Below are 25,944 nucleotides of genomic sequence, written 5' to 3'. Positions count from 1 at the left end.
AGTTTGAGTGATCACGAACTCGCACTGCTGATTGAGGGTTGCCGTGAAGGTGATGCCCAATGCCAGAAACGGCTGTTCCTGCAAATGTATAATTACGGGATGTCGGTGGCTGCGCGCTATGGTCAACATTTACAGGAAACGGAAGAAATTGCTAACGACGGGTTTTACAAGATGTTGGAGAATATTCATCGCTATAGGCCGGAAGTACCCTTTAAGTTGTGGTTGCGGAGGATTATCATCAATTGTGGTATTGATTATTACCGCAAGCAGCAAACCCGTGAGCGGGCGCAAGCGTCGCAACCCATCAGGGGTAACATTCGTAATGCTGGTGCTGATGAACTAGACCGTGAATACCTGCTACAATTGGTGAGACAGCTCCCTCCTCAGTACCGTATCGTGTTTGTGCTCCACGTCATTGAGGGGTATAACCACGAAGAAATCGCAAAACAGTTAGGCATCAGCCGCGGGACGTCGAAATCTAATTTGGCGAAAGCCAGAAAGAAGCTTCAGGCACTGGTCATATTGCACAACCGTCAAGTCACGGAATATGGAAAATAGAGAATTGGATCAATTGTTTAAGGCGGGGCTTGAAACAATGGCAGATTTCCATACCCCTGAAGAGCAGTGGGAGGTTGTTGCCGCTCGTTTGGCTGCTCCTAACCGTCGCAAACCAATATGGTGGTGGCTTCTGGGTACAGGTATTGGTGTCGTTGTGCTGTGTCTGGCGCTTGCGCCGAAGTCAGGTGGGTCAATGCCTGTTGTTGGTGCGTTTCAAATTCCTATAGCTACAGAAATCGAAACTTCCTCTCATCAGATAGCGCCATTGCGTATTCCTTTTGAAAAGGAAGCGGCGAAGGGAAGAGATGGTGGCGAAGAGAAGTTAGCCCCCGTTACTATATATGAGGAGAAAGAAAGCCAGAGTTTGCCTACTTCAATTCCTATATTTGGGAAGGAAGGTACCGCAGAAACAATTGTAGAGAAGGTTGCTGAAAAGCAACTAGGCGGCAACTATACTTACCATTATCCAGCGGCTTTTCCCACGATTAAGGAACCGATCAGTACTGGAGCAGTAAGGAATATTGCGACGTTGCCTTTTATAGATCTAACAAGTAAGGATGCATCAGTGAAGGAAAAGCCATTGGCTATTTCGTATGAAAAACCGATGACCTCGAAGGCTAAAGTGGATAAGTGGGCACTAGAAATGGGCGTACAGCAGGATTTTATCTCTGCTAGTAGGGTTGGTAGTCCTGATTTGTCCTTGCAATATTATGGAGCGGTAGCTGTGAATTTTTCACCCAATTGGCAAGCCCGAATGGCCTACGGCCAAGGGGAAGTTCAGCGTACGATAAGCGGTGACCCAAATACTTATAATGTTCCCGTCGTAGATGTTCCTTTGGACGAAGATTTTCCTTCAATTACGAAACTTCAGTATCACAATCAAAATCTGGATGTTCAGTTGGCATACCATTTGCACAAGCTGAAAAAACTGACCATTTCTATTAATACAGGCCTTCAATGGAACAAGGATACAGGTATGAATGCCGTTTATGATTATGATGGTGTTTACCAACCGGTTACAGTAGAGGCCCAGCTTCCTGACACTAAATTCTTGCTATCAGACCTTACTGCGGGGGTCAGACTTGGTTATTCGTTAACCAGTGCTTACCATTTTCATGCCGGTTTTCAACAATACTTCTCGCTTGACCGGAGTGGTACTTTTCGTTGGCCCTTGAGGCGGCGTGTGCAACTCGGGATGAGCTATCAATTTTAACTAACACCCCTTACTATAATGACTAAAGACAGAAGAACATTCCTCAAAAATACGGCACTGGCGACCCTTGGCCTTGGCTTAGGTTCCTCTGCCCAGGCCGCACCTGCTGGAAGTAAGCCTTCCTCTTTGCTTACCTGTGACAGAACCACGCTTGATTATTACGGAGAAGGCCCGTTCTATACGGAAAACCCTCCCATGTTGGAGGGGAACCAGCTGGCAGAAATGGATGAACCGGGCGAGCGAATGATCATCAGTGGGCGGGTACTCAACCTGAGTTGTTCGGAGTTTATCCCCAATACAGTGATAGATGTTTGGCATGCTGACAACGAAGGAGCCTACGATAATAGCGGTTATAAGTTGCGTGGATTTACCCGTACCAATGAGCAGGGTTTTTATCTGTTTGAAACGATTAAGCCGGGGAAATACCTCAACGGTAGTAGCTTTCGTCCAGCGCATATTCATTATAAAATTACGCCCCCTGGTTTTCCTCAACTGATTACTCAGCTCTACTTTGCCGGGGATACGAGTATTCCTGGTGATGCAGCGGCTTCGATCACTTCAGGTACCTATGATGCTACTAATCGGGTCATTCCGCTGGTGGCAAATGCGGAAGGTGTACTGGAAGGTACTTTTGATATTACGATAGACGGTGAAGGTATTGCTGTTGGCACCAGTGATTTGCACCTTAGCACGGGGATGGTATATAAGGTGTCTCCCAACCCATTTACGGCGGAGCTAACGATCCACTACGGGGTGTTTAAAAGAGCTAAAGTAGGCTTGGTGGTGTTTGATCTGGCAGGGAGACAGGTAGCAGTGCTGGAAGATAGTGAGAAGATGCCTGAAAAGTATTACGCCACTTGGCAGCCTGATAGTGCCTTGCCAAATGGACATTACTTTGTGGCATTAAAAATCAATGATTTACAAGTTCATTATTTGAAGGTGGTGAAAGTGTAGGCGATTGTCAAAAAAGGGATTTTTTAACAAAAAAAGCTATCTTACTAGCTGGACAACCACCACTATCTAGCTATGAGTCAGTTGCAACGCCGCCTTACCCTTTATGGCCTTACTATGATTGCCGTTGGCAGTTGTATTGGTGCTGGTATCTTTGCTACTCCCGGCAAGATCGTTGCAGATTTTCCTCACGCAGGTTGGGTGGTCGTTGTTTGGGTTGTTGGCGGGTTGGTGACGCTGACAGGCGCACTAACGTTTGCTGAACTGGGAGGGATGTTTCCTAAGGCAGGTGGTATTTATGTTTATTTGCGTGAAGCCTATGGCGAACTCACGGCTTTTCTCTATGGGTGGGTTACATTGCTGGTGGTGAATACGGGGTCTTTGGCCGCATTGGCACTTATTTTTGCCAAGTACCTCACTTTTTTTGTGCCTTTAAGTGAAGCCGCTCAGGTACTTGTGGCGGCGGGCACTATTATTGGGCTTACGTTACTGAATATTCGCGGAATCAATACCAGTCAGTGGATCATCAATGTGTTCACGACGACCAAGCTATTGGCTCTGTTATTGATTGTGCTGATTGCTACTATTTTTCGTGACCAAGTTACGCATCAGCCGATTTGGTCTTTGCAAAGTAATTTGCCGGATAATTGGGGAAAGCTCTTACTGACGGCATTGATTGGTGTTTTGTGGTCTTTTGGCGGTTGGCACCACGCTACTTATCTGGCGGGCGAAACGAGGCATCCACAGCGTAATGTTCCTCGGGCAATGTTGCTGGGAGCTGTTATTGTAACGTTGACCTATGTTTTGGCCAACTTGGCTTATCTATGGCTTTTGCCTATTGAACAACTGGCGGGTAGTGAGCGGGTAGCAGGTGATGCGCTGGAGGCTGTAATGGACGGTGGCGGCCGGGCTGTTGCTTTATTGATTGGTGTCTCCGTATTTGGGACGATTGCGATTTATACCATGTCGGCACCCCGGATTTATTTTGCGATGGCCCGTGATGGTGTCTTTTTTAAAGAACTGGCCAAAGTACATTCGCGTTTTCAGACCCCTGCCAATGCCATGATGGTGCAGGCTATATGGGCTGTTTTACTGCTCTTGGTTTGGGGGCAGTTTCATGATTTGATTACCTATGTTACGTTTATTGATATCGGCTTTATGGCCTTGGCCGCTGCGGGTATTTTTCTCTTTCGTAAGCGTCTTCCTAATGTTAGCAGACCTTATCGTGCTTGGGGCTACCCTTTTATCCCAGGCTTGTACCTGTTAATAACCACCTTGTTTTTGTTGAATACTTTACTAGAGCGGCCAAAGCAGTCTTTGGCTGGGCTACTGGTTTTGGGCTTGGGCATAGTGTTATTCTATCGTTTTAAGAAAGAATAATCAACGTTAAAACTTCCTGTACTGGTAATAAAACCGAGGTACAGTGACCATAATAATGAATATCGTAATTGGTTTACGGTTATACCGCAACCTCTGTACTGGCAAGCAAGCTGGTAAAGAGGTCGAGTCCGTCAGTGTTGCCTAGCAAGTCTTCTGCGGCACGCTCGGGGTGAGGCATCATGCCAAAGACGTTACGTTTTTCGTTGCAGATGCCGGCGATATTACGTAGTGTGCCATTGGGGTTGGTGTCGGCAGTAACCTGGCCACTTTCATCACAATAGTAAAAAAGTACCTGCTGATTGGCCACTAATTGGTTGATGGTAGCTTCATCGGCGTGAAAACGACCTTCTGCGTGAGCAATAGGGATTTTGTAAGCTTTGTTCTGATCCAGTTTAGCCGTAATTGCTGATTTATCGGTAGCAGGCTTCAAGTACACGTTTTTGCAAGTAAAGCGTTGGGTGTCGTTGTGTAACAATACACCGGGCAGTAGGCCTGCTTCGCACAAGATTTGGAAGCCATTGCAGATTCCCCAGACGTATCCACCAGCATTAGCGTGCTCGATAACGGCTGTCATAATCGGAGAAAAACGGGCAATGGCTCCGGCACGCATATAGTCGCCGTAAGAGAAACCACCTGGTAGGATGATGCAGTCATCTGTTGTCAGGTCGCCAAGGCTTTCTTCTTTGTGCCAAAGCTTACGAACGGATGCACCTACAACGTCACCTAAGACGTGGATCATGTCATCATCACAATTAGAACCTGGGAAAACGACTACGCCAAATTTCATAATACTTGCAATCTAGTACGTGAATTGAATAAGCCGCAAAAGTAGGCAAAATCTACCATATAGGTAGCTTAAGCACGGGAGCAAAATTCAGATAAAAAAGAACAATTAGCAATACTAGGTGCCATGCCTCAGCTGTTTGTGATCGTGCTTTGGTGAAATTGAAGCTTAGTAAAATACCTGCGATAGGTACGAGGGTCTGCCACTGTTGCATATTCCAAGGCATGAACCACCAAATGGATAAACCCGCTCCGAGCAGCATCCAATAAAGGATATCGATCTTTATTTGGACTTCCATTTTGGTCTTTGCCAGATAAGTTCGGCGACTGGTGAGTATAATCAGCAACAATGCGGCCATTGTGATATTCGCGAAAATTGGGATTTCAGACCATGTTATTGTTTGTGGCCATGAAAAAGCAGAAGACCATTGCTGTTCCCAGAAAATGGGCATCATATCAAACCAGTAATACCCAATTCCGACAAGGTATAGTGGCACGATAGCACCAATGGTTATGATCAATTGGTCTCTGAATTTTCCTGATTTTAAAATGGGTAGCATAGCGCTGTATGCCAGTAAGAATATGAGGTAAGCAGGAACAAACAATGCCGCTATTCCTATCCAAAACCCAGCATTGAAGATGTGATCAGCAGCAGCATTGACCCTGAAGGCCTTGAGGTAAGAACGTAGAGATAAGAGCAGAAATACATTGGCTACGAGATAGCCGGAATAAGTATGAAAATCCGGTAATAAAGACCCTATCAGGACGACAAATACGCCAGGAAATAGGTTGACGGGACTACTGATACGATGTGCGAAAATAATGGCGTTGGCAAATACTGCTTGAAGAAAAAGCAAGGCAACGACTACTCCTAAGCTAAGGTTAGGGGAAGCGTCTAGCCAGGGAGTTACCCAGGTGTTGCCTAAGCCAGGCATAGGAGTAAGCGGTACCGTACTTTGCCAAAAATCGGCCAAGTGCAGAAAAAGGGCGTACCCTAAAATTACAATACCAGCTAAAAGCTGATTGGTTCGAAAAATACTTAACACGCTCGCTATATTGTGAAGTTCAAATGTAGGTAAAACGACGCATCTCTACGGGAAAAATGTGTTTTTTTCACAAGCGTAGGCTATTTAGCCACGTTGCGTTTGTTGGGGAGTAGCGTATAGTGATGCTTGGTAGCGACCGCTATTAAGTGTATTGTACGTAGATGAAGGGAAAGTGTTTTGCTATTGCTTTAGGGGGCGGCGAATAATAACTTCCTCCCTTTAATACTGATCTTTGGTCGCTGAACTTCGTTACTTACTCATCCTTTGCGTAGCTTAGGCTATGCGCAGTCTTCGCGCCTCGTTCAGTACCCAAATATCTAGCCTGAAATGGGGAACTTATTATTCGTCGCCCCCTTAGTATAAATGCCAATAATGTTGGCGCAAAAACGTGGGCCTAGTTGAGCGAAAACCCTTGGGTTTCGTTGCATGCGAAGAAACTAAGCTCAATAATTTTAAGTTCCTCTCTTTCGCACCAAGGTAAACTTGCTACCATTTCGCGGGCATGCCATTCGGTTTGGGCGGGTAGAATAGCCCACCAGAGGCCTTCTTCTTCAGCGACAGCATATTGTAATATAGCACCACTCAATAATAAACGATCGACAGCTACCGCTTGGGCAGTGGCTAGCTCTGTACCCGACTCATAGGGCGGGGTGTAAGGGAGTTTGCAACGAACTAAAAAGTGAGCAGGTGTAAACATAATTGGTGTTTAGTAGCGCTTAGTAAGCCAGTAGTACAAGGTGTGCTAGTAGCTTTGCCAACAAAGTTATTTTTTTTTATAATTTCCATTGAGAAAGGAAGCATGATTGTCGGATAATTTACGTGGAAAGCGCACTTTGTGTCTGCATTGGTCGTAAATTTGGCATTTCATTTTATTGATAATAATCCCAAAAATATGAAACGCATCCTTATTCTATTTGCTTTTGTACTCCTTGCATTCTCTTCTTTCGCACAAGGTTATATCCCGGTCGTAATTAACGGGGAGGTTTTTTTTAGCACGGAATTAGAGACCGTGGAGGGTATTGTGCCTGCAGAAGTGACGGTAGCTAATTTCGAGAAAATTGATGGACAGCTCTATAATAGAGTGTTTTTCAAACGTAATTTAGAGGCGGATATGTTCATTGGCTACTTGCGGGAAGACCCCGGTGCCGGAGAAATCTATTTTCGTACAACGACCAATCCGCAGGAATACTTGGTGTATGATATCAGCCTAGAAGTAGGTGAGAGTATTGAACTAAGTGCTCGTTGGTGTGATGGCCTGTCTGGCGATGTAGCTACGGTGGTGAGCGTAACCGAATTGGATGGCTTGCGCGAAGTCGTTTTTGACCGTGAAGTTGGTGATGACCAAATTTGTGAACCTCTCACCTTCATTGAAGGAGTGGGGCCCAGTGCCAGTTTGATTTTTCCCATTTTCCGGACGGCTATTGCTGAAAACGGTGTAGCTCAAAGTCTTTGTCATGCTTCACATGAAGCGGTTATTTATTACCCCGCAGGTACGGATACGGACCTTTGTGGAGGCGGAATCACAAATACAGATGTTATTTCGGTAATTGATGAAATAGAAGTGTTTCCTAATCCGGTAAGTAATATGCTTCAATTACGGGGGCTGCCAGAGGGAAGCATCGTTACCGTAAATAATGGCTATGGTCAGGTGATGCCTGTAATCTTCAATGGTTCTAGCGTCGACAGTAGTAGTTGGCCTGCTGGGCTGTATATCGTAGTGATTGAGTTGCCGGAAGGTGGACGTTTAGTGCGGAAGGTGGTGAAGCGGTAGGTTTTGAGTTTTTTGTATGGTCGCACTCTACGGTTGGGACACATTTAAACTATATAGGCTTCCCGACCTTCTTGGTCGGGATAGTCCCCAGACCAGCGTAAAAATGCGTTAATGCTGATTGCTGGTCAGGGGACCAGCGGAATATGACATGTTAGTTAGGGAACTAACATGAGCAATAATGTTGGAGATTAAGATTTTTCAATGTTCCACCTTTCCGAGGTGTTTTTTTTGATTCTGCTATTGTTTTTCTAAGATGTGCCCCAACCTTAGATTGTATTGGTATGATTACATCCTCGCTGTAATGTTTTTCATATTTTTCAAAACAAAATGAAAACAAGGTCGTTTTAATACTCCAACTAAGCATTAACCCTATGCGTGCCCACCTCCGACAGCCAAGCGACACACAATTACAGGCTTATTTGACCGATCGCAGTTATCAATCTTTTTCTTATAAGGATGTAGGGGCTAGCAAGGGAGTGTTTCCTGCCCATTACCAGCAGCACAGTAATCGTTTTTATTTGGGAGAAGGTCCTTCTTGCTGGCAAGGTGCCAAAGATGCGATTGACCAATGGCAGCCATTCAATAACGGTTGGGCAAAGGTGTTTCCTGTAGCGGCACCTATTGACGAGAAGGCCGTGGTGGTGGTGTGCTTCCGTATTTTGGGTGTTTGGTGGAAGAATGCCTGTCGCATTGTGTATGTAGCCAATACTGACCATACTTATGGCTTCGCTTATGGGACGCTACCTGGCCATGTAGGGCGGGGCGAGGAATATTTTGGGGTAGAGCGTGATGAGGATGGGAAATGTTGGTTTGTACTCAAAGCTTTTAGTCAGCCAGATTATTGGGGAGCGCGGTTATTTCCCTGGTTTTTGCGCTGGCAACAGCAGCGGTTTGTGCGTGCTGCTGCAAAAAGTATGCGACTAAGTGTAGAAACAAGCTCTTAACGGGCAGTCGTAACTCGCCTTCAACTAATTAACATGTTAAAAGGAATATACTCACCCTTGCCTTGGGCAGCCTTACTCCTGTTTGTGAGTAGCTGCTTATTGTTGCCGATACAACCGCAATGGGGGCCCGCATATTTGTATTGGATACTGTTAGCTGGTCCTGTGTTGTTTGTCCCTTGGGGCTTGGGGTTGCTGACGGAACAGTGGCCTACTCAACAGTTGATGATTACTCGTTTGTTACCGTTTACAGGGTTAACGTTGGTTGCAGCTTTCTGTTTGCCAGCAGGCTGGATAGCGGCGAGTTTGGCTGGCTTGTGGTTGCTAACTGTTGCAGGGATAGGAATATGGGCGGTACGACGATTTCGGGAACTGCCCTTGGCTGGGTTGCTGGCCGTACTATTCCTTGGGGTGGCCGCGGCTTGGGCCTTTGCTGATCGGTGGGGATGGCAGCCGCTGGGGTTTGATCCCTTGATTGTATTGTTAACGGCGATCCACTTTCATTACGCAGGGTTTGCACTGGCATTGATGACGGCATTGTTGCCAAAAAGTAGCTTGCAGGCAGCCCTGAGTAAAGGATTGGTTGTAGGTGTAGGAGGCGTAGCGGTGGGGATTACGAGCACGCAACTACAAGGGCCGGCTTGGCTGGAGGTAGCTGCGGTAACACTGATGGTACTGATTGGCTGGGGAATAGCTGCATTGCAGTGGCATGAAGCAAGGAATGTACGCCAGGTAGGGCGTAAAATACTATTGAGGTTGGGTAGTCTAGCGCTGTTTTGTGGTTTGTTATTGGCCTTGCTATATGGTTGGCGATTTGCTCACCAGTGGTCGTGGCTGACGATTCCGTGGATGTATGCCACGCATGGGGTGCTGAATTCGGTGGGCTTTACGCTGCTGACTTTTTGGGGAAGAAGCATAAAGGAGGAATAACGCTGCGTATGAGGATACCCCGCGCAAGCTGCCTGGAAGGCACGACCGAAGGGAGTGGCCCCGACCTAAAGACACCATACTTGGTGGTTTTAGGTCGGGACGGAGCGAATAGCGAACCCTGTAAGGGAGCGACCCGATCCCGATGAATCGGGAGAGGGATGCGCCCAAAAAACATTTAGGAACCAGCTGCCTGGTGTAGGATAAATTAGAAACTACTGTATTTTTACAAAAAATAAATACCTAAACGACGATGAAGAATTTGTTATTAGTAATGCTATTGATGTTTTCGTTGACCCTGGGTTATGGGCAGATAAAAGCCGTTACCGAAAACGGAGACGAGGTGACGCTGTATGATGACGGAACCTGGGCCTATGATGATATGGAGATGATGGAGGCTGAGGAAATAATGATGAATCCTGAGACTTTTACGAAAGGGGAGCGTGCCAGTTTTTTATTGAAGAGTAGCAAGAATGATTTTGGATTTTATCTGAATCCGAAAGATTGGACCTTTATGAAGGATGGTAGCAACCCGGCTGCTGAGTATGAGTTGCACCTGAAGTCGGGCGACTTGTACGGGATGATTATCTCTGAGCAATTGGAAATTCCATTAGAAACCCTTCGGGGGATTGCGCTGAGTACCGCCAAGGCTGCAGCGCCAGATTTGAAGATTGTCAAGGAAGAATACCGGATGGTGAATGGCTTAAAAGTACTGCATTTGCAAATGGACGGAACGATGCAGGGGATCAAGTTTTCGTACTACGGCTATTATTACTCTAATGAAAGCGGGACGGTGCAATACGTGACTTTTACTGCGCAGAACTTAATGGACAGCTACCGTGAGCAGTGCGATGCGCTACTTAATGGCCTGGTAGTGATAGAGAAATAACAGATGAAGAGAATAATGATTTTGCTGTTGATGGTGGGCCTGCTGGTAAGCTGTGGGCAGCCACCACCAGCGGCAGAGCAGGAGCCACCGCCAGTACTGGTAAATGAAGACGATTTGCTGCTGCGTTTGTCGGCCTATTTGAGTACAGATACGAGCAGGGTGGCACGCGAGCAGAACGAGATTGTAGACTACGCGATTGAAAACCTGCTGGATGTGCAGGTGAGTAACTCTGGCTTGTTTTATGGTGTCCGGCAAGAGGGAGGTGGCGAAGCTATTTCCTGGGGGGATTACCTGAAGGTACATTACAAGGGGTATCTGCTAGATGGTACCGTCTTCGCTGATTCGAGAGAACAAGATCGTCCGCTCTCGTTTTATGTAGGCAATATGATTCCGGCCTGGAATGAGGGGCTTACTTATATAAAAGTAGGAGGAAAGCTGCTATTGCTGGTGCCTAGCCATTTGGGCTATGGTGCTGATGGCTTGAAAACAAGCAAGGGGAGGGTGATCGTGCCACCTTATCAAATTTTGGCGTTTGAGGTGGAAGTGCTGGAGAAGGGGTAGTAGTAGTAGTAGTAGTTTCACCACATAGGTACTGTGTGATAAAAAGGTATCTGGATTAACTTCATCACATAGCCATATCGTTTTCTTTCACAAACATTCTATGCACCTATGTGATAAAAACCCGCGAATACGCTGTTCTTGTCCTATCTTGGAAGTACCAAAATCATCAGAGAACAAAATTAACGCCATGCAAAAGCCATACTTGTTTACATTACTAATCGCCCTGGCCTTCGGCCATTGGAGTTGTACCTCGACTACCCCTGCCGAGGAAAGCACCTCTACCCTGCCCTCCTTTGAGGTGACCCTCCCCGCGGAGTTGGCCGACCAAGCGCTAGACGGGCGTTTGCTCGTGATGCTCTCCACCGAAGACGAAGGCGAACCTCGCTTTCAGATTTCTGATGGACCTGATACCCAGCTGGCTTTCGGGATGGACGTGGAAGGTTGGGAGCCTGGCAGCACCCTCACCTTCACGCCCAACACGCCCGGGTATCCCTTGGCCAACCTGGCAGATATCCAAGAGGGTGATTACCGCGTACAGGTATTACTGCACAAATACGAGACCTTCACCCGAAGCGATGGCCATACCGTGAAGCTACCTATGGATCGTGGCGAAGGCCAGCAATGGAACCGGGCGCCTGGCAACCTCTTGAGTACACCCACAAAAATGAGCATAGCAGCAGGCAAGACCCACCAACTGACCTTCGACCAAGCGATTGCCGAAATCACCCCACCCGAGGACACCGAATGGATCAAGCACATCAAAATACGCTCGGAACTCCTGAGTGAATTTTGGGGGCGCGACATGTATCTCGGCGCTCACGTACTGCTCCCCAAGGGTTGGGCAGAGCACCCCGATGTGAAATACCCACTGGCCATTATGCACGGGCATTTTCCATCCGATTTCGGAGGTTGGCGCACTACACCTCCTGATACTTCTACGCCCTGTGAATACAGCGAACGTTTTCAGCTTGATTGTTACAACCACATCGTAGAACAAGAACAGTACGCTTTTTATGAATCATGGACAGGAGATGACTTCCCCCGGGTTATCGCCATCGAAATACAGCATGCCAACCCTTTTTATGACGATAGCTACGCTGTCAATTCAGAAAACCTCGGCCCTTACGGGGATGCCATTACCAATGAATTGATTCCTTACATCGAGGAGCAGTTTCGTGGTATTGGCGAAGGTTGGGCACGCTTCCTCTACGGCGGATCTACTGGCGGATGGGAAGCCCTGGCCGCACAAGTCCTCTATCCTGACGACTACGGCACTTGCTATGCTGCTTGCCCAGACCCCATTGACTTTAGGGCTTTTTGTTTGACCAATATCTATGAAGACAAAAACGCTTATTTCCTACAAAGTGATTACAAGAAGACAGAGGTTCCTGGCCACCGCGATTATCTCGGCAATGTACATAGCACCTTGCGGGAAATGAATCAACGCGAGCTTGTACTCGGCACCCATAGCCGTTCTGGCCAGCAGTGGGATATTTGGGAAGCCGTTTACAGTCCAGTAGGAGAAGATGGTTACCCCCAACGCATCTGGGACAAAATCACTGGCGAGATCAACCCCGAAGTCGCTGAATTCTGGAAAGAAAACTACGACCTTGCCTACATCATGAAACGCGACTGGGCAACGTTGGGGCCAAAACTCACCGGTAAAGTTCACATCTACTGTGGCGACATGGATAATTATTACCTCAACAATGCCGTCTATTTGGCAGAAGAAATCCTCGAAGAAACGACCGCTCCCTATTACGACGGCGAGGTGGATTACGGCGATCGTGCCGAGCATTGCTGGAATGGCGACCCTACCCAGCCAAATGCCATCAGCCGTTTGCGTTACCACCAGATGTTTATCCCCAAATGGGTAAAGGAAGACATGCCAAAGATTGCGCCACAAGGGGCGGATGTTCGGTCTTGGAGGTATTAAAAAAGTGTAAGGGTTTGATTAGTGTAAAAGTGTAAGGGTTTGCCCTGGAATATTTCAATTATGCGTAGTTGGTACTTCTTATTAATGCTTTTATATACGAGTCTCGCCATTGGGCAAGATACAACCGATGTATACCGTCTGAGCAAGATGAGCTATATGGAACTGCCTTATGCACAGCGCATAAATTGCGACAGTACTCCGGGCGATAACCTGAGTCATCGTATTTGTTTAAACTTGGCTTTTCAGGAGGCTGATGAAGCAATGAATGCTCAATTTATCAAACTGCTTGAGCAGCAGGAGAACGACTCCTTGCGGCAGGAAATCGTCATCTACCAACAAGCGTGGGTAATGCACCGCCGCCGACATAGCCATTCCGCTGCGGATGGTTATCGGGGCCACCTGCTGGGCATCATTTATCTCGACCACATGCTGCAAATAACCCGTATAAGAAAAGAAGAATTGGACTTTCTATTGAGACAGGAATAACGCAAAAGGGCCAAACGTATTCTCTACGCTTGGCCCTTTGCTTATCTAATTCCCTTTACTGTTTATACATCCAGCAACAGCAAATTAGGGTTCTCCAAGAGTTCCTTCACGCGTACGAGGAAGGTTACCGAAGTACTACCATCAACTACGCGGTGATCGTAAGACAGTGCCAAGTACATCATCGGACGAATCTTCACTTCTCCGTTGATGGCCATTGGGCGATTGAAGATACCGTGCATACCTAAAATGGCCGATTGTGGCGCGTTTAAAATAGGTGTGCTCAGTAAAGAACCAAAGACACCACCATTGGTGATCGCGAAGGTTCCTCCCTGCATTTCGTCCAGGGTCAGCTCACCGTTGCGGGCGCGACCAGCCAGGCGCTTAATTTCTAATTCGATTTCGGCGAAGTTCAGCGATTCTACATTTTTAACGGGAGGTACAACCAGGCCGGTAGGGGTAGAAATTGCGATAGAGATATCTGCGTAATCGTGATATACCAACTCATTATCGTCGATGAAGGCGTTCACGTCAGGCTTTTCCATCAGTGCTTTGGCACAAGCTTTAGAGAATAAAGACATGAAGCCTAGCTTAACGCCATACTTTTCGACAAATTTCTCCTGAACCTGTTTGCGAAGAGCCATCACATTGGTGAGGTCTACTTCATTGAAGGTCGTAAGCATTGCCGTTTCGTTCTTCGCTTTGGTGAGGCGACTGGCGATCGTGCGCCGCATACGGCTCATTTTCTTGCGAGACTCTTCTCTGCTGAAATCAGCACGTGGAGCGGGTGTAGGAGCCGCCGCCGCTGGAGCCTTGGGTGCAGGAGCGGTAGCTTTGTCAGCGTCGGCTTTCGTGATTCTGCCGTCGCGGCCGGTGCCTTGAACGTTTTCGGCAGCGATATTTTTTTCCGCCAGGATCTTATTCGCGGCGGGGCTTGGATGCCCTTTAGCGTAAGAATCAGAGGCCACAGCAGGCGCGGGAGCTTCTTCTTTCTTAGTGGGGGTTTCTTCTTTAGCAGGAGCAGCATCTCCACTTCCACCTTCAGGGGCAGCAACGCTGGTATCAATTTTGGCAACCAGTGCTCCAATCTCGAGGTCCTCCTCTTCGGCAGCTACATGGATGAGTTTACCCGCAGCTTCAGCAGGAAATTCGAGGGTAGCTTTATCAGATTCGAACTCACAGATGGGTTCGTCAAGTGCAACGTATGCTCCGTCGGCTTTCAGCCATTGAGAAAGGGTTACTTCTGTGATGGATTCCCCAATAACGGGGACTTTCATTTCTACGATACTCATGAGGTGGAAATCAGTCTAATTAATGCGCAAACTTGCGGCCTTTGATTGAGAATACAAAATCTAACCCTGACAAATTTGTAGTACCAGATTTTTGTATGGTCTCTTAATTAACGCTCCGTAGTGCGATTTGGGTCATAAAGATAATAATGAATTAATGGAGGCGTGTCTTTTTTTTGTTCATTAGAGATATAAAGATTGCCGGCAAGGTCAAAACACAAGCCTTCAGGTTGGCGATGCAACGCTTTAGGCAACTTATCAATATGAAGAATCTCGCCAGCACTATTGATAACGATTAAGAGGTTTCCCTTCGACGAAGTAAGATAAAAATTATCCGTTAATGGATGAACAGCCAAAGCTGCCGGACTCAGGTCAAAATCTTCTTTCTCTGGATCAAAAATATCGCATAACTTGTGGTGGTCTGGCCCAGGTTTACAATCCTTGAGGTAGGCGCTCACCGCTTCGCGGTCTAGCAACAACAAAGGTTCCGTAAGAAAGCTTTTTGTTTCTAAATCAAAAGCATAGATGGCTTTATAGCGATTAGGGTCCAGTTCCCCTCCTGGTTGTGCTTTACACGCCAACAATAACTGATTACGTGCCGGCCAATAACTCAAGCCTTCGATATCATTGTCTCCCGTTAAAAAGCCGTTGTATTTTTCTACCGTCTGCTCACTGGTACCAGCGTGAGCTACTTCGTAAATAGTGCCCGTGCTTTTCACAACATAAACCGTAGACCCGACCTGCTCGATCCCTTCATAATCACCTTCTTTCCAGAAAGGAATTTGCTGAACAATTCGCCCAGTCATTTTATCCAACACAAACAACTCCCCCAACTCATCCTGTACAGCCAATAGATAAGTTCCCGTCGGCTCAACGGATAGCCCTGAAATTTCTATTAGCTTTTCGTCCAGTGAAAAACTTTGTGCAGGGTTATCCCAATCATAAGGATCTGCATGATTATGATGCTCCTGACTGAAGGATACGGTGACAAAAAAACAGCATATAAAAAGGATAAACAAATGCTTCGGAGTCATGCACTTTGGTATTTGGTTAGGCAACAGGCTATGATTTCAATTCGCCTCGCATAAAACGAAAAAAAAACGGCCAATTAGTACGAATTCAAAATAAGGAACAGCACAAAAAAATAAGGCCGCATGAAGAATAAACATTAACAACTATACCAATATAGCAACTTTAACGTTTGAGTACACTAACATTTGAGTGACTTTATACGTTCTAAAGTCGTCAAACCATTGTTTTGAATATCCCCAAGAACATTTTTTCGCTCTAGCTATAAAAAATCATGCTTACCATAATTATTGTTACGCTTATTTACAGATGGGTAATTACCCGTTTTTTCCGCAATACGCAATAATCATATTGCGCAGAAATAAGCTGAGCTGTCTTATCTTTGAGCCATGAACCAATGGATAAGAGAAATTCACCAATATTGTCAGCGGCATTCTTCACCACCGCCAGCTACTTTGCTAGCACTTGAGCGGGAGACCCACCTCAAAACGCTGGCTCCTCAGATGTTATCGGGTGCTTTGCAAGGGCGTTTTTTAGCCATGCTAAGTCGAATAATGCGCCCTCAACAAATCCTTGAAGTAGGTACTTTTACAGGCTACGGCGCACATTGCCTGGCCGAAGGTCTACTCCCCACCGGGCACTTACACACCATTGAAGGCAACCCCGAGATCGTCTACCTCATCAAGAAGCACCTTACTGCTGCAGCACTGGATGAAAAAGTAACCGTTCATCAAGGTGACGCTAAACTCATTATCCCTACTATCTCCGGCAACTTCGATTTGGTTTTTCTTGATGCCAACAAACGTGAATACGACCAATACTTCGACGCCCTTGCTGATCGTATCAACCCCGGCGGAATTATTCTGGCAGACAATGTTCTTTGGAGCGGTAAAGTAGTCAGCGGAGCAACCGACCAGGATACCCAAACGCTGGATGCCTTTAACAAGAAAGTACTCGCGGATGAACGTTTCACCAACCTGATCCTTCCCCTTCGCGATGGCTTAATGATGGCCCAACGTAAATATCCCGACAACTAAGTGGTTTGGGCTTTTGCCCAAACACTTCAGTCGGGATATACCGATCAAAGTAATTTGGGCAAAAGCCCAAACCACTTTAAGATCGGTATAGATTAAAAAAATGGCTTTTTCCTTCCTTTGAAGTTTGGCAATTCCCGGGAATATGACCTATCTTTCCTTTCTTCTCAAACTCCTTTTGCTATGACCTTTCTTTGTATTTCTTTCTATTTTAAAGGTACCCGCTTTCTAGAAGCATGTGCCGCCGCTGGTAATACAGTGTATTTGTTGACCAAAAAATCATTGGAAGACAGTCCTTGGCCCAGAGCATCCCTCAAGGATGTTTTCTATTTAGAAGACGATGCCAATACGCCAAAGAATTACGAGGAAATGCGCAAAGGTATCGCTTGGCTTTTGCAAGAAAACAAAGTTGATCGCATCGTAGCCTTAGATGATTTTGATGTCGAAAAAGCAGCCTATCTTCGGGAAGAATTCCGAATTCCGGGAATGGGGCAAACCACTGCTCGCTATTTCCGAGACAAACTGGCCATGCGCATCAAGGCTCGGGATGCGGGCATCCCTGTACCTCCTTTTTCTGCGCTGTTCAACAATGAGGAAATTAATGAATACGCTGCTACTGTAGCTCCCCCTTGGGTTGTGAAGCCTCGGGCAGAAGCCAGTGCCCTGGGGATCAAGAAAGTTCATTCTGCTGAAGACCTCTGGAAGGTTGTCAATGAGCTGGGTGAAAAACGTAACAACTATCTCGTTGAGCAATTCCTTCCCGGTGACGTTTATCACGTAGATGTCATCTCTAGTGAAGGCGAAATAGCCTTTTGCCAGGTATCCAAATACCTCAACACGCCTTTTGAAGTAGCTCATGGCGGTGGTATTTTTCGGTCTCAGACGGTTCCCTACAAAGGTGTTGAAGACGAAGGGCTACGCAAGCTCACTGGCGATGTAATGAACGCTTTTGGCATGAAATTCAGCGCCAGCCATACCGAATTTATTCGTTCACACGCGGATGGTCACTTTTACTTCCTGGAGACTTCTTCACGCGTGGGTGGTGCTCACCTCGCTGAAATGGTGGAATACGCTTCGGGCATTAACCTCTGGGCAGAATGGGCTAAACTAGAGACAGCTGTCGCTAAAGATGAGGTCTACGAATTGCCTACGGTACGAAAACACCATGCTGGCATTCTCATTTCTCTTGCCCGGTATGAGCATCCAGACACCAGTGGCTTTCAAGACCCCGAGATTGTTTGGCGTATAAACAAGCCCCACCACGTTGGTTTCATTGTACAATCTACCAGCCGCGAGCGAGTGACTGAACTTCTGGATAGCTATGCCGAGCGGGTTTTCAATGAATTCCATGCCAGCGCACCAGCACCAGATAAGCCCACCGATTAACTCCCTTCATGATCTGGGAAATTACTATCCGCGGGTTTAAGGCTTTTCTTCGTTTAGAAAAAGCATTATCATCTCACAGCATTGTGGCTTACGAAAGAGACGTTCGCAAGCTGGTCACGTTTTTGGAATTACACAGTGACGAAACACCTCCTCGCAAAATAACCCGGCAGCAATTAGAAAACTTCCTGGAATGGCTCAACAGTCTTGAACTCGGCGTTCGCTCTCAGGCACGAATCCTCTCAGGTATTAAAACCTTTTATACCTATTTACAAACAGAAGAAATTTTAGATAAAGACCCCACCGAGCTGTTGGAAGGCCCAAAACTAGGGCGCTACATTCCCGAAGTACTTACCTACGAGGAAATCCAAGCGATGCTTGCAACTATTGATCTGAGTACTGATCACGGGCTCCGAAATCGGGCCATGCTGGAAATGCTGTACGCTAGCGGATTAAGAGTGAGTGAATTGACGCAGCTCCCCCTTCGGCACGTCTACTGGGAAATGGGATTCCTGAAAATCATTGGCAAAGGAGATAAAGAACGCCTGGTTCCTATCGGGGAAGACGCCATCAAACACCTTCGCTTTTACCTGGAAGGTGTTCGGCGACACCTCAATAATATCAAGCCCGAAGCTCGGCACCTGATATTCCTCAATCGCAGAGGGGGAAGCCTTAGCAGAATAATGGTTTATAACATCGTAAAAAAGTGTGCCAAAGAAGCGGGTATTGAAAAAAACGTAAGTCCTCACACTTTTCGTCATTCATTTGCGACACACCTTATTGAAGGCGGTGCAGACCTTCGAGCTGTTCAGGACATGCTGGGGCACGAATCAATTCTGACTACTGAAATTTATACGCACCTGGATTCAGATTTCCTGAGGGAGACTATCTTGCAGTTTCACCCCCGCAATCGTCCTATTGAGGAATAGACTTGTTCTAATAACTAGAGAATCAAAAATCGACTTCATGATTAAGAAATATGGATGGCTTATCACCTTATTATTAGTTGCTGCTTTTTATATCGGCCGCTACTTTTACTTCCAACCCAAATACACGAATGGCAAGCCTGCACCGGCTTTTACCGCCCAACTCCGTGACGGCAGCCCTTTTGCGCTCAGCGACCTGGAAGGTAAATATGTTTTGCTTGATTTTTGGGGTAGCTGGTGTGGCCCTTGTCGTGCTCAAAACCCTGGTATCGTAGCGTTGTACAATGCTTATCGCGAACAACAATTCAGCGACGGAGAAGGCTTAGTAATTCTCAACATAGGCGTAGAAAAAGACAGTAGTCGATGGGAGCAGGCCATCCTCAGGGATCAATTAAACTGGCCCTATCACATTATGGACCACTCTACCAGTTTGAAATTTTTCAATGGAGAGATTTCTAACCTTTATGGCATTGCAGAAGTGCCTACTTCTTATCTTATTGATCCACGCGGGCAAATTATTGGCGTCAATATGACGGCAGAACAAATGGCACGCTTACTGGATCAGCGGCTGTCAAAATGACGCACCTTCCGTGCTTGGCAAAGTAATTGCTATTGATAGTATGATGTTTAAAAAACTTCGACACTCAATGAGTAAGAAACAAGATAAAGAAACGCTTGACGAACAGTTGAACGATGCGCAAGACGTGGCCGAAAACACCGACCAAGAAAGCACCGAACCAACTGATAACCAAAGCGATAACGACAGCAGCGAAGCAAAACTGAAGCAAGAACGAGACGAATTACGCGACAAGTATCTCCGCTTGATGGCAGAGTTCGACAACTTCAAGAAGCGTAATATTCGCGAACGGATGGAGCTGATGAACACCGCTGCCCGCGACACCATGACAGCATTGCTGCCTGTATTGGACGATTTTGACAGAGCACAACACCTTCCAGAGGACCAGAAAAACTCTCCGGCCTTTCAGGAAGGAATTGAACTCGTTTATCACAAACTATTTTCTATCCTCAAGCAGCGAGGCCTGGAACCAATGGAGAGTACCGGCCTTCCTTTTGACCCGGAACTACACGCTGCAATCACTGAAATCCCTGCTCCGACAGAGGAATTGAAAGGAAAAATTGTCGACACTATCGAACGTGGCTACACTTTGAAAGGGAAAATTATTCGTCACGCGAAGGTAGTTACTGGCAAATAACAAGTAAGATGGCAAAGAGAGATTTCTATGAGATTCTGGGGTTAGACAAGTCAGCTGACGCGGCGGCCATTAAAAAGGCATACCGCAAATTGGCGATCAAGTTCCACCCCGACAAGAATCCTGACAATAAAGAGGCGGAAGAAAAGTTCAAAGAAGCAGCCGAAGCTTACGAAATCCTTAGTGATGAGGACAAACGTGCTCGCTATGATCGCTTTGGACACGCTGGTGTGGGCCAAGGTGCTGGTGGCGGTGGTTTTGCTGGCGGTGGCATGACCATGGATGATATTTTCTCTCAGTTTGGCGATATTTTCGGTGAAACCGGAGGAGGCTTTGGCTCTTTCTTTGGTGGTGGCCGTACCTCTACCCGCAGTCGCGGGGAACGGGGTAGCAATCTTCGCATCAAAGTTTCCTTAACCCTTGAGGAGATTGCGAAAGGAGTTACCAAAAAAATAAAAGTTAAGAAGCAGGTTGGTTGTGACCAATGTGGTGGTAGTGGTGCTAAAGACAGTTCTTCGGTATCCACTTGTAATACTTGCCGTGGATCAGGTATGGTACGCCAGGTACGCTCTACCATTTTAGGGCAAATGCAAACCACTACGACCTGTCCTACCTGTAATGGTAGCGGCCAAACCATCAAGGATCGCTGTACCAAATGTAAAGGTGACGGCCGGATGTACGCCGAGGAGACCATTGAGATTCCTATCCCAGCGGGTGTGGAAGCTGGTATGCAGCTTAGTATGCGTGGCAAAGGCAACGCAGGTCGCATGGGTGGCCCCGCTGGTGACCTACTCATCAACATTGAGGAAAAAGCACATGACGATCTCCAAAGAGATGGTATGAACCTCATTCATGACCTTTACCTCAACTTTGCCGATGCTGCACTGGGTACTTCTGTTGAAGTTCCTACTATCGACGGTCGGGTGAAGATCAAGATCCCGCCAGGCACTCAGTCCGGGAAAATTTTCCGCCTCAAAGGCAAAGGATTGAGTAATGTTCAAGACTATGGCCAGGGTGATCAACTCATCCACGTAAATGTCTGGACGCCTAAAAAACTTACCGACGAAGAGAAAAAAATGATGGAAAGCCTCCGTACCAAAGAGAATTTCCACCCACAACCTGGCAAAAGTGATCGCGGCTTTTTTGACAGGATGCGAGATTACTTTAAGGGGTAATTTTTGAGCGCCAAGTACCTAAATGAAAGTACTTGGCGCTCCTTGTTTTACGTTCTATTCCCCGGCAATAACTAATCTTCTTTGTATGAACCGTCTATTCTACCTTTTCTCTTTCGCTGCATTACTTGGACTTTTTGCTTGTGGGCCTAACTACGCTTATGAGCAAGCGCTGGAAATACCCGAAAACGGTTGGTCTTACGAAGACAGCTTGCTGGCAACTTTCGAAATTCCGGATACGAATACCATTTATAACCTCCACTTATTGGTAGAGCATACGACCTTCTTTCCTTACCAAAATTTCTACGTACAAGTTAGCACTCAATTTCCTAACGGAGAACGGCTTACGGAACAGGTTTCGTTGGAGCTATCAGCTAAAGGAGGAGTCTGGTTAGGAAATTGCAGTGGAGAGACCTGCACTTTAGACATTCCTATTCAGCAGGGAGCCTATTTTAATCAAGCTGGCACCTATGAATTGAGTGTCCACCAATATTCTCGCCGCGACCCTCTCCCAGAGATCAAGTCGATACAATTTGCTTTAGAGGAGACTGACGAAACCCGTTAACCCGTATCTTTTCACATTAAATTACTGATTTGATGCTGGTTAGACATGAGATAATTATATAGATCAAAACATTTAGCCAAAAATGTTCCCAAACGAGTTGTTTTTTTCTGTCCGCTATCTTGCGCTAAAGTAAAATTTGTTTTGGCAAAAAGGTCCGAGTAGCGACTAAATATTAACTTTGTCGCGTAATTTGAAAATATTCACTTTATCAATCTAATGTATCGATGCGTAAACTTCTACTTCTCGCACTTGCGTGTGCGCCTATCTTTTTGCTGGCACAAGCTCAGCGTACCGTTTTGATTGAGCATTTCACCAATGCTTCTTGTCCACCTTGTGAAGCCCAAAACCCGGCTTTCAATGCACTAATTCGTGCCAATCCAGACAAAGTCATCTCTGTTAAATATCAGGCTCCTTTCCCTGGTTTCGATCCAATGAATCAGCAAAACCCTGGCGAGGTAAATACTCGTGGTGATTACTATGGCCTTTCAGGTGTACCTACTGCTTGGATGGATGGTTTCACTGGCGACAATGACTATGGTGGTGGTATTGGAGACTGGAACATAACTGCTACCAGTGGTTATGCCGGTGGCCCTTACGGACACAACCAAGCTGTATTTGACTATGCAGCAGATCAGGCAACGCCAATTAGCATGGTGCTGACCCATGAATTAAATGAAGATGCTACTGAGCTGACGGTTAACGTAGCCATCACGAATGAAAGCACCGAAGACTTCACTATGGCTGACGGACGCCTACACGTAGTACTTGTAGAGCGTGATATCGTTTTCCCTTCTCCTCCTGGCTCTACCGGAGAGTTTGAATTCCAGGATGTGATGCGTAAGATGTACCCAAATGCAGAAGGTACTAATCTAACGACGATTGCTGCTGGTGCCACTTACGAAACAACCATCACTGGTGCTATCCCTGATTACATCTATGGCTTGAATGAAATGCGCGTAATTGCGTTCGTACAAGATCATACCTCTAAAGAAGTATGGCAGACTGCTTACACTGAACCTCAGGAAATTGCTAATGCAATTGACGCTGGTTTTGGTGGCAACCTCACTGCTGATCCTGTAGGATTATGTGGCGCGACCATTACACCTATTGTGGAGTTTGTAAACGGAGGTACTGTAGACATTACCCAAGCTACTGTAAATGCTTTAATCAATGGTTCTGTTGTAGGTACTGTTGAATACGCTGAAACATTGGCACCTGGTGAAACGACTACGCTTACTTTTGACGAGATCATCTTGGCAGAATCTAACAACGAACTTACTTTCGATATTGCTGAAGTAAACAACGGTGTAGGTATTGACATCAACGGTCTGAACAACTCTACCGCAGCTGTTTCTTACGGTTCTTTGTCTGACACACCAATCGGCACTGAATTGATGGAAGACAATGAGTCTTACAACGCTATCTACCCAGAAACGGGCTTGGTAACTCCTGGTATTCCTTTAGGTGAATTCGGTGGTAACTCTTTCGTTGTTTACGCTGCGGCAGATCTACCTGCAGGTGGTGACGGTGGCCCTATTGGTGGCTACGGAACATCTGATCGTTCTATCTTCATCAACTTCTACCAGTGGAACCCTTCTGGTACTGCTCCTAGTGCATCTTTGACTTACCAGAAGATTGACTTGACCAGCGCTACTACGCCTGCGTTGATGTTTGATCGTGCGAGTGCGAGCTACCTTGGTGATGGTGTATCAGGTGACCGCCTACAGATATTGGTATCTACTGATTGTGCTGCTAGCTTTGATGTTGTTTGGGATGCTGCTGGTGCTGATTTGAATACAGCTCCTGCTTCTGATCCATTCTATATTCCTTCTGCTGGTGACTGGGCTACGGAAACGATTGACCTTAGCGCTTATGCTGGTCAGGAAATCAATGTACAGTTCAAGGCTTTCTCTGCTTGGGGTAACAACTTGTTCCTTGACAATATCAACGTTAGTAACTTTGTTGCTACCGAAGAATTGACGGAAGTAACTGAAATCAGCCTCTTCCCTAACCCGGTTAAGGAAATGATGAAGGTTGACTTTACCTTAGCAGAAGCTTCTCAATTACAGGTGGAAGTATTCAACGCTACCGGACAGCGCGTACAGCAACTAGGTGTTGCTAACTACGGTGCTGGTCGCAATCAGATCAACATCGATGCTGCTCAATTGAGCAATGGCATGTACTTCTTGCGCATGTTCAATGCTGATCGTGAATTGAACCGCCGTTTCATCGTTCAGCACTAATATCTATTAGTTTTCTGAACGACGGTGTTTAAGACACTAAAGTATCCGTCGCGTCAGCTAGCTGACGCGACGGATTTTTGTTTTTGGCAGTCTAAGTATTTACGTTACTTTTGTATAACATAGAAAAACATCTATTTTATGAAGCAAAATATACTCTTATTACTCGCACTCTGTTTAACAAGCTCCATTGTGGTAGCGCAAAACATCGAGTTTAGCGAAACTCCGGTTATCGTTTCTAATATTGCAGCTAGCGATTTCGAAGGTATTGCCCACTCAACAGTGACCAATACTGCCGACGCATCACGTAACTTCACCTGGGTTCGTAACGTGCTCGAAATAACAGATGGGTGGCAGACCGCCGTTTGTGACAATGTGCAGTGCTATTTTCCTACCGTAGGAACAGAAAATTTTGTACTTGACGCAAATACTGCTGGCACCATGGATATCCATGCCTACCCCAACGGTGTTGATGGCAGTGCCGTCGTAGAAATCGTAGTAACAGACAGTGATGACAGCTCACTGACAATGTCTAACCTGTACTACTTTAACACTGGTCCTTCCAGCACGACAGAGGCCAGCCGCCAAACCATCAAGGTTTACCCTAACCCTTCTAACGGACTCTTTTCTGTTAAAGGTAATAAGCAGATTGCCAACGTAGAGGTGTTCAGCCTTACTGGCCGTCGGGTAAAATCGTTTAATTACAATGATGGACAGTGGTATGATATTTCTGACTTACCTACTGGTACTTACCTGGTTCGTTTGATCGATCGTGACTCACAGCAGCTCGTAACCAAGCTGATAAACAAGCTCTAAGAACTTTTAGTTAAAAAAAAATGCTCCTTTCGAATATGTCGAAAGGAGCATTTTTTTTGCCTTACTTCAATCGTATTCGGACATACTTGATGGTCAACCCCTTTCGTAAGTGGCGGTTTTCGTAGTAGGTCTTGAACGCTAGCTCTGGCATGACGAGTTCCTTGCTGTAGATATCATCCTGGTGCAACTCCAGCGTAGCATGCTCATACGTTTTCATCACAAGGAGGGTGTGCTCATACAATTCCGGAGAATCCGTTTTGAGGTGAACCAGCCCTCCGGAAGGGAGCATTTTGCGATAACTATCCAAAAATCGTGGACTCGTTAGTCGTCGATTAACTTTACCATTTTCCAGAAAGGGGTCAGGGAACGTAATCCAGATTTCACTCACTTCTCCCGGATGGAAAAAATGGTGTAGCTGCTCAATGCGCGTACGCACAAAAGCAGCATTATTTAATTCATTTTGGAGCGCATACCGAGCACCTTTCCAAATACGTGCTCCTTTTACATCTACCCCGATAATATTGCGCTCTGGATACATCTCTGCCAAGGCCAAAGTATATTCTCCCCGACCACATGCCAGCTCAAGTGTGATCGGATTTTCATTTTTAAAATGTTCACTTGCCCATTTTCCCGCACGTTCTACTGGCGCTCCGCCTTCACCCAGTAGGTGGGGATTGTCGTAATGAAAATTTTCATAGACATTAGGGAAACGTTGAATATCTGCAAACCGCTGAAGCTTATTTCTCCTACTCATCTTATTTTTTAGATTCTCTGACCATTCGAGTTGCAAAGGTAAGGTGATTTACAAAATTGCGTAGCATTCCGCCTGTACTTGCCTAT

The 25,944-nt window shown here is 46.3% G+C and carries 26 protein-coding genes; 20 read left to right on the top strand and 6 right to left on the bottom strand.

Going from position 1 to position 25,944, the window contains the following annotated elements:
• Positions 1-3: 3 nt before the first annotated feature.
• From A3EU_RS0109965 to A3EU_RS0109950, 4 genes are all read left to right on the top strand, one after another.
• A complete protein-coding gene (locus A3EU_RS0109965; protein WP_020536012.1) occupies positions 4-558 on the top strand; it encodes an RNA polymerase sigma factor in 555 nt (184 codons plus the stop codon).
• Positions 548-1,771: a hypothetical protein gene (locus tag A3EU_RS0109960; RefSeq protein WP_020536011.1), complete on the top strand. Its 1,224-nt coding sequence runs from the start codon at positions 548-550 to the stop codon at positions 1,769-1,771. The genes A3EU_RS0109965 and A3EU_RS0109960 overlap by 11 nt, the downstream gene beginning before the upstream one ends.
• A gap of 18 nt (positions 1,772-1,789) precedes the next feature.
• Entirely contained in the window at positions 1,790-2,725 is a 936-nt protein-coding gene (locus A3EU_RS32670; RefSeq protein WP_020536010.1) for a dioxygenase family protein, read from the top strand.
• Between the two features lie 72 nt (positions 2,726-2,797).
• Positions 2,798-4,102, top strand: a complete 1,305-nt coding sequence (locus tag A3EU_RS0109950; protein WP_020536009.1) for an APC family permease — start codon at positions 2,798-2,800, stop codon at positions 4,100-4,102.
• Positions 4,103-4,181: 79 nt separating this feature from the next.
• Here the strand turns inward: A3EU_RS0109950 and purQ are convergent, their stop codons facing one another.
• From purQ to A3EU_RS0109935, 3 genes are all read right to left on the bottom strand, one after another.
• The gene (gene purQ / locus A3EU_RS0109945; RefSeq protein WP_020536008.1) at positions 4,182-4,889 is read right to left on the bottom strand and encodes a phosphoribosylformylglycinamidine synthase subunit PurQ; all 708 of its coding nucleotides are present in this window, start codon (positions 4,887-4,889) and stop codon (positions 4,182-4,184) included.
• A 52-nt stretch (positions 4,890-4,941) separates the two neighbouring features.
• Positions 4,942-5,931 carry a hypothetical protein gene (locus A3EU_RS0109940; RefSeq protein ID WP_020536007.1) on the bottom strand — a complete coding sequence of 330 codons (990 nt, stop codon included), beginning with the start codon at positions 5,929-5,931 and terminating at the stop codon, positions 4,942-4,944.
• Between the two features lie 394 nt (positions 5,932-6,325).
• Complete coding sequence (locus tag A3EU_RS0109935) at positions 6,326-6,628, bottom strand: hypothetical protein (RefSeq protein WP_020536006.1); 303 nt, start codon at positions 6,626-6,628, stop codon at positions 6,326-6,328.
• A gap of 195 nt (positions 6,629-6,823) precedes the next feature.
• Here A3EU_RS0109935 and A3EU_RS0109930 point away from each other — a divergent pair, with 195 nt between their 5' ends.
• The 7 genes from A3EU_RS0109930 to A3EU_RS29970 all read left to right on the top strand — a co-directional run bounded on the left by A3EU_RS0109930 (position 6,824) and on the right by A3EU_RS29970 (position 13,442).
• Positions 6,824-7,702, top strand: coding sequence for a T9SS type A sorting domain-containing protein (locus tag A3EU_RS0109930; protein ID WP_020536005.1), 879 nt, complete (start codon positions 6,824-6,826; stop codon positions 7,700-7,702).
• Positions 7,703-8,073: 371 nt separating this feature from the next.
• On the top strand, positions 8,074-8,646 hold the full coding sequence (locus tag A3EU_RS0109925) for a DUF1990 domain-containing protein (protein ID WP_020536004.1): 573 nt from the start codon (positions 8,074-8,076) through the stop codon (positions 8,644-8,646).
• 33 nt (positions 8,647-8,679) lie between these two features.
• Complete coding sequence (locus A3EU_RS0109920; protein ID WP_020536003.1) at positions 8,680-9,573, top strand: YndJ family transporter; 894 nt, start codon at positions 8,680-8,682, stop codon at positions 9,571-9,573.
• A 250-nt stretch (positions 9,574-9,823) separates the two neighbouring features.
• On the top strand, positions 9,824-10,459 hold the full coding sequence (locus A3EU_RS0109915; protein WP_020536002.1) for a hypothetical protein: 636 nt from the start codon (positions 9,824-9,826) through the stop codon (positions 10,457-10,459).
• A 3-nt stretch (positions 10,460-10,462) separates the two neighbouring features.
• Entirely contained in the window at positions 10,463-11,020 is a 558-nt protein-coding gene (locus A3EU_RS29975; RefSeq protein ID WP_083937351.1) for an FKBP-type peptidyl-prolyl cis-trans isomerase, read from the top strand.
• 187 nt (positions 11,021-11,207) lie between these two features.
• On the top strand, positions 11,208-12,956 hold the full coding sequence (locus tag A3EU_RS0109905) for an alpha/beta hydrolase-fold protein (protein WP_020536000.1): 1,749 nt from the start codon (positions 11,208-11,210) through the stop codon (positions 12,954-12,956).
• A 60-nt stretch (positions 12,957-13,016) separates the two neighbouring features.
• Positions 13,017-13,442: a lysozyme inhibitor LprI family protein gene (locus A3EU_RS29970; RefSeq protein ID WP_020535999.1), complete on the top strand. Its 426-nt coding sequence runs from the start codon at positions 13,017-13,019 to the stop codon at positions 13,440-13,442.
• A gap of 62 nt (positions 13,443-13,504) precedes the next feature.
• Here A3EU_RS29970 and odhB read toward each other — a convergent pair whose 3' ends face one another.
• A complete protein-coding gene (odhB, locus tag A3EU_RS0109895; protein ID WP_020535998.1) occupies positions 13,505-14,731 on the bottom strand; it encodes a 2-oxoglutarate dehydrogenase complex dihydrolipoyllysine-residue succinyltransferase in 1,227 nt (408 codons plus the stop codon).
• A 107-nt stretch (positions 14,732-14,838) separates the two neighbouring features.
• Positions 14,839-15,762, bottom strand: coding sequence for an SdiA-regulated domain-containing protein (locus tag A3EU_RS0109890; RefSeq protein ID WP_020535997.1), 924 nt, complete (start codon positions 15,760-15,762; stop codon positions 14,839-14,841).
• A gap of 384 nt (positions 15,763-16,146) precedes the next feature.
• Between A3EU_RS0109890 and A3EU_RS0109885 the strand changes: the two genes are divergently transcribed.
• The 9 genes from A3EU_RS0109885 to A3EU_RS0109845 all read left to right on the top strand — a co-directional run bounded on the left by A3EU_RS0109885 (position 16,147) and on the right by A3EU_RS0109845 (position 25,104).
• The gene (locus tag A3EU_RS0109885; protein ID WP_026211319.1) at positions 16,147-16,794 is read left to right on the top strand and encodes an O-methyltransferase; all 648 of its coding nucleotides are present in this window, start codon (positions 16,147-16,149) and stop codon (positions 16,792-16,794) included.
• 180 nt (positions 16,795-16,974) lie between these two features.
• Complete coding sequence (locus A3EU_RS0109880) at positions 16,975-18,177, top strand: ATP-grasp domain-containing protein (RefSeq protein ID WP_026211318.1); 1,203 nt, start codon at positions 16,975-16,977, stop codon at positions 18,175-18,177.
• 8 nt (positions 18,178-18,185) lie between these two features.
• Positions 18,186-19,103 (top strand): site-specific tyrosine recombinase XerD, encoded by a 918-nt coding sequence (gene xerD / locus A3EU_RS0109875; protein ID WP_020535994.1) that lies wholly within the window; start codon positions 18,186-18,188, stop codon positions 19,101-19,103.
• 37 nt (positions 19,104-19,140) lie between these two features.
• Positions 19,141-19,680, top strand: coding sequence for a TlpA family protein disulfide reductase (locus A3EU_RS0109870; RefSeq protein WP_020535993.1), 540 nt, complete (start codon positions 19,141-19,143; stop codon positions 19,678-19,680).
• A gap of 67 nt (positions 19,681-19,747) precedes the next feature.
• On the top strand, positions 19,748-20,314 hold the full coding sequence (locus A3EU_RS0109865; protein WP_020535992.1) for a nucleotide exchange factor GrpE: 567 nt from the start codon (positions 19,748-19,750) through the stop codon (positions 20,312-20,314).
• An 8-nt stretch (positions 20,315-20,322) separates the two neighbouring features.
• The gene (dnaJ, locus tag A3EU_RS0109860) at positions 20,323-21,486 is read left to right on the top strand and encodes a molecular chaperone DnaJ (RefSeq protein ID WP_020535991.1); all 1,164 of its coding nucleotides are present in this window, start codon (positions 20,323-20,325) and stop codon (positions 21,484-21,486) included.
• An 85-nt stretch (positions 21,487-21,571) separates the two neighbouring features.
• Positions 21,572-22,048 carry a gliding motility lipoprotein GldH gene (locus tag A3EU_RS29965; RefSeq protein ID WP_020535990.1) on the top strand — a complete coding sequence of 159 codons (477 nt, stop codon included), beginning with the start codon at positions 21,572-21,574 and terminating at the stop codon, positions 22,046-22,048.
• Positions 22,049-22,272: 224 nt separating this feature from the next.
• Positions 22,273-24,291 (top strand): T9SS type A sorting domain-containing protein, encoded by a 2,019-nt coding sequence (locus A3EU_RS0109850; RefSeq protein ID WP_020535989.1) that lies wholly within the window; start codon positions 22,273-22,275, stop codon positions 24,289-24,291.
• A 138-nt stretch (positions 24,292-24,429) separates the two neighbouring features.
• Positions 24,430-25,104 (top strand): T9SS type A sorting domain-containing protein, encoded by a 675-nt coding sequence (locus A3EU_RS0109845; protein ID WP_020535988.1) that lies wholly within the window; start codon positions 24,430-24,432, stop codon positions 25,102-25,104.
• Positions 25,105-25,165: 61 nt separating this feature from the next.
• Here the strand turns inward: A3EU_RS0109845 and trmB are convergent, their stop codons facing one another.
• Positions 25,166-25,858: a tRNA (guanosine(46)-N7)-methyltransferase TrmB gene (trmB, locus tag A3EU_RS0109840; RefSeq protein WP_020535987.1), complete on the bottom strand. Its 693-nt coding sequence runs from the start codon at positions 25,856-25,858 to the stop codon at positions 25,166-25,168.
• Between the last annotated feature and the right edge of the window lie 86 nt (positions 25,859-25,944).

This window comes from Lewinella cohaerens DSM 23179 (assembly GCF_000379805.1).
Classification (GTDB): domain Bacteria; phylum Bacteroidota; class Bacteroidia; order Chitinophagales; family Saprospiraceae; genus Lewinella; species Lewinella cohaerens.
This window is presented reverse-complemented; position numbering and strand designations above follow the sequence as displayed.

What these genes read in the sequence shown, in the direction of transcription:
- A3EU_RS0109960 (WP_020536011.1), top strand. Translation starts at nt 548, where the DNA reads ATGGAAAATAGAGAATTGGATCAATTGTTTAAGGCGGGGCTTGAAACA.
- A3EU_RS32670 (WP_020536010.1), top strand. Translation starts at nt 1,790, where the DNA reads ATGACTAAAGACAGAAGAACATTCCTCAAAAATACGGCACTGGCGACC.
- A3EU_RS0109950 (WP_020536009.1), top strand. Translation starts at nt 2,798, where the DNA reads ATGAGTCAGTTGCAACGCCGCCTTACCCTTTATGGCCTTACTATGATT.
- purQ (WP_020536008.1), bottom strand. Translation starts at nt 4,889, where the DNA reads ATGAAATTTGGCGTAGTCGTTTTCCCAGGTTCTAATTGTGATGATGAC.
- A3EU_RS0109935 (WP_020536006.1), bottom strand. Translation starts at nt 6,628, where the DNA reads ATGTTTACACCTGCTCACTTTTTAGTTCGTTGCAAACTCCCTTACACC.
- A3EU_RS0109930 (WP_020536005.1), top strand. Translation starts at nt 6,824, where the DNA reads ATGAAACGCATCCTTATTCTATTTGCTTTTGTACTCCTTGCATTCTCT.
- A3EU_RS0109925 (WP_020536004.1), top strand. Translation starts at nt 8,074, where the DNA reads ATGCGTGCCCACCTCCGACAGCCAAGCGACACACAATTACAGGCTTAT.
- A3EU_RS0109920 (WP_020536003.1), top strand. Translation starts at nt 8,680, where the DNA reads ATGTTAAAAGGAATATACTCACCCTTGCCTTGGGCAGCCTTACTCCTG.
- A3EU_RS0109915 (WP_020536002.1), top strand. Translation starts at nt 9,824, where the DNA reads ATGAAGAATTTGTTATTAGTAATGCTATTGATGTTTTCGTTGACCCTG.
- A3EU_RS29975 (WP_083937351.1), top strand. Translation starts at nt 10,463, where the DNA reads ATGAAGAGAATAATGATTTTGCTGTTGATGGTGGGCCTGCTGGTAAGC.
- A3EU_RS0109905 (WP_020536000.1), top strand. Translation starts at nt 11,208, where the DNA reads ATGCAAAAGCCATACTTGTTTACATTACTAATCGCCCTGGCCTTCGGC.
- A3EU_RS29970 (WP_020535999.1), top strand. Translation starts at nt 13,017, where the DNA reads ATGCGTAGTTGGTACTTCTTATTAATGCTTTTATATACGAGTCTCGCC.
- odhB (WP_020535998.1), bottom strand. Translation starts at nt 14,731, where the DNA reads ATGAGTATCGTAGAAATGAAAGTCCCCGTTATTGGGGAATCCATCACA.
- A3EU_RS0109890 (WP_020535997.1), bottom strand. Translation starts at nt 15,762, where the DNA reads ATGACTCCGAAGCATTTGTTTATCCTTTTTATATGCTGTTTTTTTGTC.
- A3EU_RS0109885 (WP_026211319.1), top strand. Translation starts at nt 16,147, where the DNA reads ATGAACCAATGGATAAGAGAAATTCACCAATATTGTCAGCGGCATTCT.
- A3EU_RS0109880 (WP_026211318.1), top strand. Translation starts at nt 16,975, where the DNA reads ATGACCTTTCTTTGTATTTCTTTCTATTTTAAAGGTACCCGCTTTCTA.
- xerD (WP_020535994.1), top strand. Translation starts at nt 18,186, where the DNA reads ATGATCTGGGAAATTACTATCCGCGGGTTTAAGGCTTTTCTTCGTTTA.
- A3EU_RS0109870 (WP_020535993.1), top strand. Translation starts at nt 19,141, where the DNA reads ATGATTAAGAAATATGGATGGCTTATCACCTTATTATTAGTTGCTGCT.
- A3EU_RS0109865 (WP_020535992.1), top strand. Translation starts at nt 19,748, where the DNA reads ATGAGTAAGAAACAAGATAAAGAAACGCTTGACGAACAGTTGAACGAT.
- dnaJ (WP_020535991.1), top strand. Translation starts at nt 20,323, where the DNA reads ATGGCAAAGAGAGATTTCTATGAGATTCTGGGGTTAGACAAGTCAGCT.
- A3EU_RS29965 (WP_020535990.1), top strand. Translation starts at nt 21,572, where the DNA reads ATGAACCGTCTATTCTACCTTTTCTCTTTCGCTGCATTACTTGGACTT.
- A3EU_RS0109850 (WP_020535989.1), top strand. Translation starts at nt 22,273, where the DNA reads ATGCGTAAACTTCTACTTCTCGCACTTGCGTGTGCGCCTATCTTTTTG.
- A3EU_RS0109845 (WP_020535988.1), top strand. Translation starts at nt 24,430, where the DNA reads ATGAAGCAAAATATACTCTTATTACTCGCACTCTGTTTAACAAGCTCC.
- trmB (WP_020535987.1), bottom strand. Translation starts at nt 25,858, where the DNA reads ATGAGTAGGAGAAATAAGCTTCAGCGGTTTGCAGATATTCAACGTTTC.